The sequence below is a fragment of the Streptomyces filipinensis genome (assembly GCF_014649495.1).
In the GTDB taxonomy this organism is placed as follows: Bacteria; Actinomycetota; Actinomycetes; order Streptomycetales; family Streptomycetaceae; genus Streptomyces; species Streptomyces filipinensis.
In genome coordinates, this window is the sequence record NZ_BMTD01000021.1 from 40,343 (window position 1) to 51,874 (window position 11,532).

An 11,532-nucleotide genomic window follows, 5' to 3' on the forward strand; every position below is an offset into this window, starting at 1 on the left:
GTCCCGGCCGCCTGCCTTCACACCTGCCGGGCCCGCCCGGCCCAGTACCGCTCGCGCAGGGTGCGCTTGAGGACCTTGCCGTTGGCGCTGCGCGGCAGCGAGTCGACGAACTCCACCAGCTTGGGCGCCCGGATGCTGCCCAGCGTCTGCTTGCACCACGCGATCAGCTCCTCAGCCCCGATCCGCGCACCCGGGTTGGGCTCGACCACCGCGGTGACCGCCTCACCCCAGTCCTCGTGCGGCACACCGATGACGGCACAGTCCTGCACGCCCGGGTGAGCCCAGATCACCTGCTCGATCTCACTGGGGTAGATGTTCAGCCCCCCGGAGATGATCATGTCCTTCTTGCGGTCGGTGATGAACAGATAGCCGTCCGCGTCGAGATGGCCGATGTCACCGGTGTGCAGCCATCCGTCGACGATGGTCTCGGCCGTCTTCTCGGGCGCCGCGTAGTAGCCCTTCATGACGAGATCCCCGCGCACACAGATCTCCCCGGACCGCCCCGCGGGAACCGCGCGCCCCTCCTCGTCCTGGATCTCCACGGCGACCAGCGGGTAGGGACGCCCGCACGACGCCAGCCGGGAGTCGGGGGCCACCCTCCCGTCGGCCATGTGCTCCTCGGGCCGCATGAAGCACACCCCGGCGAACGCCTCCACCTGCCCGTAGCACTCCATCATGACCGGGCCGAACAAAGCGATGGCACGCCGTAGTTTCTCGGCCGACATCGGGGCCGCGGCGTAGAGCAGATAGCGCAGGCAGGACAGGTCGCGGCGCGCGAGCCCCGGCGTCTCCATCAGCCGGTAGACGACCGTGGGCGCCAGGAAGAGCTCGGTGACGCGGTACCGCTCGATCGCGTCGACGATCGCTTCCGGATCGGCCCTGGGAAGAAGGACCACCGTGCCGCCGCGCGCGGTGGCGGCCAGGCTGATCACACCCGACGCGTGGGTCATGGGCAGCGCCGCCAGGTCGACGATCGCCTCGTCACCGCGGTACTGGAACGCCATCATCAGATGGGCCAGGCACGTCGACAGGGACCGGTGCGTGTTCATCACACCCTTGGGCGCACCGGTCGTCCCGCCGGTGGACGAGATCGCCACCACGTCGTCCATCTCATAGCGCACAGCGGGCCTGGTGTCGGGCAGGCGGGCCGTCCACTCCTCCAGCGACCGTGCCCCCACCGCCTCACCGTCCAGACACACATAGTGCGCCACCTTCGGCAGCGACGGCGCCAGCTCGGCCACCACCTGCGCCATCGAGCGGGGGAAGAACAGCACCTCGCAGTCGAACGCGTCGATCACACGCCGCAGGTCGGCCGGGGGAGTGGTCGGGTTCAGCGGCACCCAGGCCAGGCCGGCCCGCCAGATGCCCAGCACACTGATCCAGGCCCGCGCGTCGTTCGGGGACAGCACACCGGCCTTGGCCTCCCGGGCCAGGCCCGAGCGCAGCAGGGCGTGCGCGATCCGGCACGACAGCCGCCCCGCCTCACCGAACGTCCAGGACCGCCCACCGCACACATAGGCGACCGCCTGCGGGCTGTGCCGCCACCCCCGGTCGAAGAAGTCGATGATCGCCATCATGCCCCCAGCACCGTGACCGCCGCGACCGCTTCCTCACCGGCATAGAACCCGCCGCCGTTCTCCGCGACCGCGATCCGCGCACCGGGCACCTGCCGCACACCCGCCTCCGCCCGCAGCTGGCACACCAGCTCGTACACCTGGGCCAGGCCGGTCGCCCCCAGAGGATGCCCCTTCGACTCCAGACCGCCCGACGGGTTGACGGGCAGCCGCCCGCCCAGCGCGGTCACCCCCGCCTCCGCCGCCGCACCGCCGGCGCCCGGCTCGCACAGGCCGAGCAGTTCGCTCTGCTGGATCTCCCCGAACGCCGTGGCGTCGTGCAGCTCGGCCACATCGACGTCCTCCGGGCCCACACCCGCCTGCTCATAGGCCCGCAGGGCCAGCAGCCTGCCGATGTGCTGCTCCCACGCCTCAAGCGGATGTGCCACGCCCGTGCCGACCACACTCGCCAGCACCCGTACGCTGCGCCCGCGCGCGGCCAGCCGCCGCAGCCCGTCGCGCCCGCACACCACCACCGCCGCCGCCCCGTCGGTGAGCGGCGCACACATCGGCACCGTGAGCGGAAACGACAGCGCACGGGCCGACAGCACGTCCTCGACGCTGAACTCCTTTCGGTGCTGCGCCTTGTCGTTGTGCACGGAGTGCCGGTGGTTCTTGGCCGCGACCGCGGCGATCTGCCGCTGCGTGGTACCGAAACGACGCATGTGCGCACGCGCCATGGCCGCGTAGATGTCCATGAAGACGCTGCGCTCACCGACGTGGGCGTCATCGGCCGCACCGCCCAGCGCGGTCAGCGCCGCCGTCAGAGCGGCCGGATCCGACACGTCGAAGGCACCGTTGAAGACCGCCATCGCCCGGTCACGGTCGGCCACGTTCATCTTCTCCGCGCCGACCGCCAACGCGATGTCCACGCCGCCCGCACGGACCTGACTGACCGCCAGGTGCAAGGCGGTGGCACCGGTGGCACACGCGTTCTCGACGTTGAACATCGGAATCCGCTCGAACCCCATACCGCGCAGCGCGATCTGGCCACCCACCATCAACTGCCCCTGGAGCGCGCCCTGGGTGGTGCTGCCGAAGAACGCCGCCTGCACATCGCGCCGCTCCAGCCCCGCATCGGCCAGCGCGTCCCGGACTGCCTCGGCCGCCAGATGCGGCACGTCACGGTCGGTGTGGCGGGCGAATTTCGTCATCCCCACCCCGGCGATCCACACCTGCTCCGCCACGGGTCAACTCCTTATGTCGGAAGGAATTCTCATCAGCCTGCCGCGCGAGGACGACACGAAAAAGATGTCCCACACGCAGAAAAGCCGTCAATATTCGTTGTTCACCATGCGCTGGGAAAAGCAGCTGCCGCTTTCGGTGAAAAAACCTGGCCCGTCACGGGCAGGCGACCACCTGGGCCGCGTACGACAGGCCCGCACCGAAACCCAGCAGGAGCACGGGGGCGCCGCTGGGCACCTCGGCGCGCTCCACGAGCTTGGACAGGGCCATGGGGACGCTCGCCGCGGAGGTGTTGCCGGAATCGACCACATCGCGCGCCACCACCGCGCCCGTGGCGCCGAGCTGCTTGGTCACGGCCTCGATGATCCGCAGATTCGCCTGGTGCGTGACCACCGCGGCCAGCTGGGAGGGGTCGATGCCGGCCCGCTCACAGGCCTGCCGGGCCACCGGGGCCAAAGAGGTCACCGCCCAGCGGTAGACGACGTGCCCGTCCTGCCGGAACAGGGCGGGCGGACCGGCCGGACCGGAGGTCTGCAGGGTGATCGCCGAGCCGCGCTGCGGCTGCGAACCCCACACCACGGGACCCACGCCAGCGGCCGCGCCGCCCTCGGCCGCCACCACGACCGCCGCACCGGCACCGTCACCGAAGATGACGCAGGTGGAACGGTCCTGCCAGTCCAGGAAGTCGCTCATCTTGTCCACACCGACGACCAGCGCGCTACGGCTGCTGCCGCCGCGCACGGCCAGATCGGCGGTGGCGAGCGCGTAACTGAAGCCCGCACACGCGGCGTTGAGGTCGAAGACGGCCGCGGCGGGGACCTCCAGGTGCCGGGCGACCCGGGCGGCGATGCTGGGCATGCGGTCCACGGCGGTGCAGGTCGCGACGATCACCAGGTCGATGTCGGCGGCGTCCACCCCGGCCCGGGCCACGGCCTTGGCGGCGGCACCGGCCGCCATGTCGGCGACGCTCTCGTCCTCGGCGGCGATGTGACGCGTGGCGATGCCCACCCGGGATCGGATCCACGCGTCGGAGGTGTCCACCAGGGCGGCGAGATCGTCGTTGGTGAGCACACGCGTCGGCTGATGGTGGGCGAGGGAGAGTATCCGGCTGCCGGTGACGGTCACGAGTCCTCCAGAGGGTCACGTTCACAAAGGGCACGTTCGAACAAGCGGCGCGCTGCGGGGGTGGCCCAGGCGTCAGGCCACGCCCCGAGGCACGGGGGGACGGGCCCCGGGCGCCTGCGCGGCCAGGGCGCCGGCGATCGTCGCCATCACGTCGGCCACCGCCGAGTGCACGAAGAAGTGCTCGCCGGGAAGCACGACCAGCCGCGCCGCGGCACCGCTCTGGCGCAGCCACCGGTGCAGCCTCCCGTGCGCCACCAGCGGGTCGGCGTCGCCGCCGAACACCGTCAACGGCATCCCCAGCGGCGGTTGCGCCTGGTACCGGTAGGTCTCCAGCAGCGAGAAGTCCGCACGCAGCGCGGGCAGTACCAGCTCCATCAGCCCGGGATCGTCCAACAGCTCGGCCGGCGTACCGCCGAGGAACCGCAGCTCCTCCAGCACATCGGCGTCCGGCGCCGCATGGATCGGCTGCCGGGTGCGCGGCAGGTCCGGGGCGGCCGAGCCGGAGACGAACAGGTGCACCGGCTGCGCGACACCCCGCCCGCGCAGGGTCCGGGCCAGCTCGAAGGCGATCAGGGCACCCATGCTGTGGCCGAACAGCGCATAAGGCCGATCCAGGTACCCCGCCAGGGCGTCGGCCAGCATCTCGGTGATCGGCTCCATCCTGGCGACCGGTGTCTCGCCCCAGCGGGCGCCGCGGCCGGGAAGCTCCAGCGGATACACCCGGACATGCTCGGGAGCCAGATCCCGCCAGGCCCGGTACGCCGACGCGCTGCCGCCCGCATACGGCAGGCAGAACAGGCGGACCCCGGCCTCGTCCTGCGGCTCTGCCTGGGCAAACCATGGGTTGCGCATGGGTGCTGCTCCTTCGTCTCACGGTGGTCCGCCGCGGCGCGGGCGCCGCCTCAAGGCGGTCAGTCGGTCAGGGACAAGGCACCCGAGGGGCAGTGCGCCACCGCCGCACGCGCGGCGTCGGCGGCCTCCGGCCCGCACACACCGGCCCCCAGCAGCACGACGGTCCCGTCGTGATCGCACTGGTCGAAGAGCGCGGGCGCCGTCAGCGCGCACATGCCCGCGCCGACGCAGCGTTGCGTATCAGCCTGGATCTGCAAGGTTTCTCCCCCCGGGTGCCGTGGTGTCCGTCCCGTCAGACGGCCACACCGCCGTCGATCTGGAAAGTCGTGCCGGTGATGTACGCCGCCCTGTCCGAGAGCAGGAACGAGACCAGGTCGGCGACCTCCTCCGGCTCGCCGAACCGCCCCAGCGGGATGCGCTGCGTGAACCGCTCACGCACCTCGGCCGGCAGGTCCATGACCGGATCGGTGGCGACGAAACCGGGCACGACGACGTTCGCCCGGATCCCGTACCGGCCGACCTCACGGGCCAGGGACTTGGTGAACCCGACGATCCCGGCCTTGGACGCGGCGTAGTTGGTCTGCCCCGCGTTGCCGTACAGACCGGCGATGGAGGACATCGTCACGATCGCCCCGCTCCTGCGCTCGATCATGCCGTTGATGACGGTCCGGCACACGTAGTACGTGCCGTCGAGGTTGACCCGCTGGACCTCGGCCCAGTCCTCGTCCTCCATCGCCGCCAGCGGACCGTCGCGCAGCACGGCGGCCGAGGTGACCACCGCCGCGACGGGCCCGAGGGTGTCCTCGACGCCGTCGACGAGTTCCTGGACCGCGGCGCTGTCGCCGACATCGCTCTGGCGCACGTACGCGCGCCGGCCCAGCGCACCGATCTCCTTCTCCAGGCCCTGCGCGGCGGCCGCGTTCGAGGCGTAGCACACCGCCACGTCGAAGCCGTCCCGTGCCAGGCGCAGCGCCACCGCGCGGCCGATCCCGCGTGAGCCGCCCGCCACCAGCGCCACCGGTGTGAGCCCGCTCATGCCACGCCCTCCTGGTCCTGCGCCGCGAGCAGACGGCGCAGTTCCGCCTCCACCTCGTCGTCGGACAGGTCCGCGAGCGCGTCCGGGTCCGGCTGCGGTGCGTCACGGCTGAGCACCTCGATGGTGTTCTCCGCATCCGCCGCGCCCGGGCCCGCCTCCAGCAGCTGCGCGGTGTGCGCGACGGTGGGCCGTTCGAAGAAGGCCCGCAGGTCGAGCTCCACGCCCAGGCGGTTCTTCAGACGGGTGCCGATCTGCACCGCGGCCAGCGAGTGGCCGCCCAGCGCGAAGAAGTCGTCCTGGGCACCGACCCGGTCCAGACCCAGGATCTCCTGCCAGACCTCGGCGACCTCCCGCTCGCGCTCCCCGCGCGGCGCGAGGTAGGGCGTGTCCAGCTCCGGGCGGGGATGACTGCCGGCCGGCGGCGCGAGCTGGCGCATCTCCCGCTCCAGCAGCGCGGGCGTCAGCGAGCGGGCCAGCTCGCGCACCGCCGTGAAGTCCCGGTGCGAGACCACGAGATGACCGGGCAGGGCGGGGGCGGCGAGCAGCCGGGCGAAGACGTCCCGGCCCTGCTGCTCGGTGATGCCCTCGGCCAGGGTGCGCAGCACCCCGCCGGGACGCTCCTGCCCGGCGCCCGCCGCGTCCTGCGCGGGCGCCTGGGCGGCACGCACGATCTGCTCGCGCAGGCCCTCCAGGTCGTTGATCCGCTTGATGGTGAAGTCACCGATCCGGGCCAGCAGCCGGCCCTCCGGGTCGAGGATCTCGATGTCGCAGGTACTGGTCTCGCCCGCGGAGTCCGCGGCCCCCTTCACCTCGACATACACGTGCACGGTGCCGGTCAGGCCGGCGAAGACACGCAGACTGCGGTAGCTGAAGGGCAGGTAGTACGTGTCGGGCGCGTGGACCCGGGCGGTGCCGCCGGCCGCGTCGAGCAGCGCCGGGTGCAGCAGGTAGTGCTCCAGGTCGCCGTGGAACTCCTCGTCGAGCCGCAGCGTCGCCATCACCCGCTCAGGACCGACCAGGATCTCCCGCATGCACTTCCAGCGCGGCCCGAAGGAGAACTCGATCGGGCCGCCCTTCTCGAACCGGTCCAGACGCAGCCCGAGCTTGATCGACTCGTCCGTGTCGAGGACCTCCGTCACCGCGCAGCGGGCGCGCAGCTCGGCCAGATCCCGCACCGTGCGGGGCGCGGGATCGTGGAAGTCGACGGTGCCGCGCGCATGGTCGGTCCAGGTCACCGCCCCGCCCGTGCCGGCCCGGCTCTGCACGGCGAAGTGCCACCGGCCCTCGCGCTCCTCGATGGTGGTGAACACCTCGCGGCTTTGCCCGTCGGGAACGACGACCGGGATCATGTACTGCACGTCACCGATCTCGATGTCCCGCCCGGCGGCCTGCTCGGCGACGGCGGCCCGCACCAGTTCGAGATAGGCGGTGCCCGGCACGAGGCCGTGCTCCTGGATGCGGTGATCGGCGACGATCCAGCTCTCCTCGGTACTGAACACCGTCGCGTACGTACGGGACGTGGGCGTGGAGCGCACCAGACGCCGCAGCAGCGGGTGCCCGGTGAGCGGGGTGCCGGCATCGAGGCCGAAGCGGGAGTCGAGCCCGGCCGCCATACCGACGTCGCGCCAGGTGTCCCAGCCCACGGCGGTGACCGGCAGCCCGCTCTCGCGGCGCTTGTACTGCGCCCACGCGTCCAGGAAGGCGTTGGCGGCGGCGTAGTCGCTCTGCCCGGGACCGCCCAGGACGGCGGTCACCGACGAGCACAGCAGCATGAAGTCCACGTCGTCCGCGCCGCAGACCGCGTCCAGGACGAGCAGCCCGTGCGTCTTGGCGGCGAGGACCTGACCGGCGTCGGCCGGGGACTTGGTGACGATCATGCCCTGGGAGGGCACTCCGGCGGCGTGCACGACACCGTTGAGCCCCCCGCCCGCCGCCCGCAACTCGCCCACGGCGCGCCGCATCTGCTCCTCGTCGGTGACATCGGCCTGCAGCACCACGACGCGGGCGCCGAGCGAGGCCAGCCGCCGCAGCCGCCGGATCCGCACGCTGGTGGCGTCGGTGCCGTCGTGGGCGGCGAGGTGGGCGTCCCACTCGGCGGGCGCCGGGAAACGTGAGCGGCCCAGCAGACCCAGGACCGGCCGCTCGGCCGTGGCCGCGATCTGCTCGGCGAGCGCGAGACCGATGCCGCCGAGACCACCGGTGATGAGGTAGACGCCGTCATCGCGCAGCCCGGTGCGCTGCCCGCCGGCGGCCGGATCGGCCCCCGCCACCCGGTCGAAGCCGCGCACCCACCAGTGCCGCCCGCGCAGGGCGAGCTCGGCCCCGGTGTCGGCGGCGAGCGCAGCGAGCACGGCGCGGACCGCGTCCTCGGCCGGGACGTTCATGTCCGTGCCCGTCACGTCCAGGACCCGGCAGGCGGTCTCGGAGGTCTCCTGCGGGATCACCGTGGCCGCGCCCAGCAGCAGCGCCTGCTCGGGCAGCAGCGGCTCCTCGCCGGTGACGTCGTACACGCCGCGGCACAGCACGTCGACGGTGACCGGGGCGGGCAGCCGCTGCGCGCCCAGCGCCTGGGCGAGGGCGATCAGGCTGTCGAAGCCGGTGCGGCGCGCGGCCTCCAGCCGCTCCCGGGCGGGCGTGCCGTCCGCGCTGCCCCCGGTGGTGCTCCACAGGTGCACGAAGCGGACGCGCCGCCCGTCCCCGGCCGCGGCGGGGGGCACGGCCAGGGACCGGACGAGCGCGCACAGATGGTCCCGGTCGGCGGGATCCAGGCTCCAGGAGTCCTCACCGCTGTGCTCCAGGGCGGTGCCCGCGCCGACCCGCACGACGCGGTCGCCGCCCGCCGCCAGCCGCGCGGCGAGGGTGTCCGCGAGGGGCAGCCCGGCACCCAGGACGACCCAGGTGTCCCCGGTACCCGCGGCCGCGGCCGCGGCGGGCAGGGCGAGCCGCTGCCAGCCGGGGGTGTAGAACCAGCCGTCCGCGGGGGCGACGGCGGGCTGCGAGGCACTCGGCCGTTCGCCGGGCTCGACCCAGTAGCGGCGCCGCTGGAACGGGTAGCCGGGCAGCCGCACCGGGCGGTGCCGGCCCGGGCCCTGGAGCGCCGTCCAGTCGACGGCGACACCGGCGCTCCACGCCGCCCCGAGGCCCGCCAGCAGGTGGGCGTCGTCCGCGACGTCCTCGCCGGGGTGGCGCAGGGAACCGACGGCCCTGCGGTGCGCCGTCCACCGGGCGTGGGCGCGGGCGAAGTTGGCCAGGTTCTGGCCGGGGCCCACCTCCAGCAGGACGAGCCCGGGGTCGGCGAGCAGCACGTCGAGGGCGTCGCTGAACCGCACCGGCCGGCGCAGATGCGCGCCCCAGTACTCGGGGCTGGTCGCCTGCTCGGCGGTGATCCAGGTGCCGGTGACGTTCGACAGGAACGGGATCGCGGGGGGCCGCAGCGTGATGGCGCGGACCTCGTCGACGAACGGGCCGACGGCCCCGTCCATGTCGGGCGAGTGGAAGGCGTGCGAGGTGTGCAGACGGCGGCAGCCCACGCCCTCATCCGTGAGCCGCTGCTGGAGGGCGTCGACGGCCTGCGGGGAGCCGGAGACCACGCTCAGCGCCGTGGAGTTGACGGCGGCCAGCGTGAGGCCGTCGCCGAGCCGGGCGGCGACCTCCTCCTCGGAGAGGAAGACGCTGAGCATGGCGCCGTGCGGCATCTGCTGGACCAGCCGGCCGCGTGCGGCGACCAGACGTACCGCGTCCTCAAGGCAGAACACCCCCGCCAGGCAGGCGGCCACGTACTCGCCGATGCTGTGGCCGACCATGGCGCGCGGCTGCACACCCCACGACTGCCACAGCCGGGCCAGGGCGAACTCCACGCAGAACAGCGCCGGTTGGGCGAGCCGGGTCTGCCGCAGCCGGTCGGCGGCCGCCGGCTCGTCCGCACCGAGCACCAGGGCGCGCAGGTCATCTGCCACATACGCGTCGAACAGCCGCGCGCAGCGGTCGAACTCGGCGGCGAAGACACCCCCTTGGGCGTACAGGCCGCGGGCCATGCCGGGATACTGGGCGCCCTGCCCGGGGAAGAGGAACGCGACCGGGGCGTCGCCGGTCGCGGCGGCCGGGGCCGGGGCCGGGCCCTGCGCGAGGCGGCGCAGCGCGGCGACGGCCTCGCCCGTGGTGCGGGCGACGACCGTGCCGCGGTGGTCGAAGGGGGCACGGCGCTGGGCCAGCGTGTGGGCGACGGCGTCCAGGCAGACGCCGTCGTCGGCTTCCAGACGGTCGGCCAAGAGCGCGGCCGCCTCGGCCAGCGCGGGCGCGGACTTCGCGGACAGCGGCAGCAGACGGGCCGGGGCCCCGGCCCGGGGGCCGGCGGGCTCCTTCGGCTGCTCGGCGGGCGCCTCCTCCAGGATGACGTGGACGTTCGTGCCGCCGATCCCGAAGGAGCTGACGCCGGCCCGGCGCGGCTCGCCCTGGCGCGGCCAGGCGCGCAGTTCGGTGTTCACGTAGAACGGGCTGGTCTCCAACTGCAGGCCGGGGTTGGGCCGCTCCCAGTGCAGGGTGGGCGGGATCGCCTCGTGCTTGAGGGCGAGGGCCGCCTTGATCAGGCCGGTGACACCGGCGGCGGCGTCGAGGTGACCGACGTTGCTCTTGACCGAGCCGATCGCGCACGTGCCCCGGGCGTCGGTGCCCGCACGGTAGGCGCGGGTGAGCGCGGCGATCTCGATGGGATCCCCCAGCGGGGTGCCGGTGCCGTGGGTCTCCACGAAGCCGACACTGGCCGGGTCGACGTCGGCCAGGGCCAGCGCCTCGGCGACGACGTCGGCCTGCCCGTCGACACTCGGCGCGGTGTAACCGGCCTTCAGGGAACCGTCGTTGTTGACCGCACTGGCCAGGACGACCGCGTCGACGCTGTCGCCGTCGGCCCGCGCGTCGGCGAGGCGGCGCAGGACCACGAGGCCGACGCCGTTGCCGGGCACGGTGCCCTGCGCGTCGGCGTCGAAGGCACGGCAGGTGCCCTGCGGGGACAGGATGCCGCCCGGCTCGTACTGGTAGCCGCCGCGCAGCGGCGAGCTCACCGACACACCGCCGGCCAGCGCGATGTCGCACTCGCCGTTGATCAGGCTCTGGCAGGCCAGGTGCACCGCGCTCAGCGACGTGGAGCAGGCCGTCTGGACGGTGACCGCCGGACCCGTCAGGTCCAGCTTGTACGCGGCGCGCGTGGCCAGGAAGTCCTTGTCGGAGGCGAGCATCACCTGGTACATGCCCGAGGAGTCCAGGACCTGCTGGTTGTTCATGAGGTTGAACAGCAGATACGTGTTCAGGCCCGCGCCCGCGAAGACACCGATGCGGCCGCTGAAGCGCGTCGGGTCGATCCCGGCGGACTCCAGGGCGTGCCAGGCGCATTCGAGGAAGACCCGGTGCTGGGGGTCCAGCAGCTCGGCCTCGCGCGGGCTGTAGCCGAAGAAGCCCTCGTCGAACAGGTCCGCGCCCTCCAGCACGCCCTTGGCCCCGACGTAGTCGTCCCGGGCGATCAGCGCGGGGTCGACGCCGCAGGCGGCGAGCTCCTCGTCGGACGAGACGGTGACGGACTCGCGTCCCTGCGCGAGGTTGGTCCAGAAGCTGTCCACATCGCCCGCGCCGGGGAAGCGGCCCGCCATACCGATGATGGCGACGCGATCGAGGTCCTGGTCCTGTTCCGGCACCTGGGCCCGGACCTGGTCGTGGTGTGGCTGTGACACG

General features: G+C 73.1%; 7 protein-coding genes. All 7 read right to left on the reverse strand.

Annotated elements, in window-relative coordinates:
- Nucleotides 1–17 precede the first annotated feature (17 nt).
- Nucleotides 18–1,577, reverse strand: coding sequence for a class I adenylate-forming enzyme family protein (locus tag IE244_RS34185; protein WP_229854561.1), 1,560 nt, complete (start codon nucleotides 1,575–1,577; stop codon nucleotides 18–20).
- On the reverse strand, nucleotides 1,574–2,800 hold the full coding sequence (locus tag IE244_RS34190) for a thiolase family protein (protein WP_191877465.1): 1,227 nt from the start codon (nucleotides 2,798–2,800) through the stop codon (nucleotides 1,574–1,576). The genes IE244_RS34185 and IE244_RS34190 overlap by 4 nt, the downstream gene beginning before the upstream one ends.
- Nucleotides 2,801–2,954: 154 nt before the next feature.
- Nucleotides 2,955–3,923 (reverse strand): beta-ketoacyl-ACP synthase 3, encoded by a 969-nt coding sequence (locus IE244_RS34195; protein ID WP_191877466.1) that lies wholly within the window; start codon nucleotides 3,921–3,923, stop codon nucleotides 2,955–2,957.
- A gap of 72 nt (nucleotides 3,924–3,995) precedes the next feature.
- On the reverse strand, nucleotides 3,996–4,775 hold the full coding sequence (locus IE244_RS34200) for a thioesterase II family protein (RefSeq protein WP_191877467.1): 780 nt from the start codon (nucleotides 4,773–4,775) through the stop codon (nucleotides 3,996–3,998).
- Nucleotides 4,776–4,834: 59 nt separating this feature from the next.
- Nucleotides 4,835–5,032, reverse strand: a complete 198-nt coding sequence (locus tag IE244_RS34205; protein WP_031170586.1) for a ferredoxin — start codon at nucleotides 5,030–5,032, stop codon at nucleotides 4,835–4,837.
- A 35-nt stretch (nucleotides 5,033–5,067) separates the two neighbouring features.
- Nucleotides 5,068–5,811 (reverse strand): 3-oxoacyl-ACP reductase FabG, encoded by a 744-nt coding sequence (fabG, locus tag IE244_RS34210; protein ID WP_191877468.1) that lies wholly within the window; start codon nucleotides 5,809–5,811, stop codon nucleotides 5,068–5,070.
- Complete coding sequence (locus IE244_RS34215) at nucleotides 5,808–11,531, reverse strand: type I polyketide synthase (protein WP_229854563.1); 5,724 nt, start codon at nucleotides 11,529–11,531, stop codon at nucleotides 5,808–5,810. The genes fabG and IE244_RS34215 overlap by 4 nt, the downstream gene beginning before the upstream one ends.
- Nucleotide 11,532: the final 1 nt, after the last annotated feature.

Coding starts and splice junctions, on each gene's coding strand:
- IE244_RS34185 (WP_229854561.1), bottom strand. CDS start 1,577: ATGATGGCGATCATCGACTTCTTCGACCGGGGGTGGCGGCACAGCCCG.
- IE244_RS34200 (WP_191877467.1), bottom strand. CDS start 4,775: ATGCGCAACCCATGGTTTGCCCAGGCAGAGCCGCAGGACGAGGCCGGG.
- fabG (WP_191877468.1), bottom strand. CDS start 5,811: ATGAGCGGGCTCACACCGGTGGCGCTGGTGGCGGGCGGCTCACGCGGG.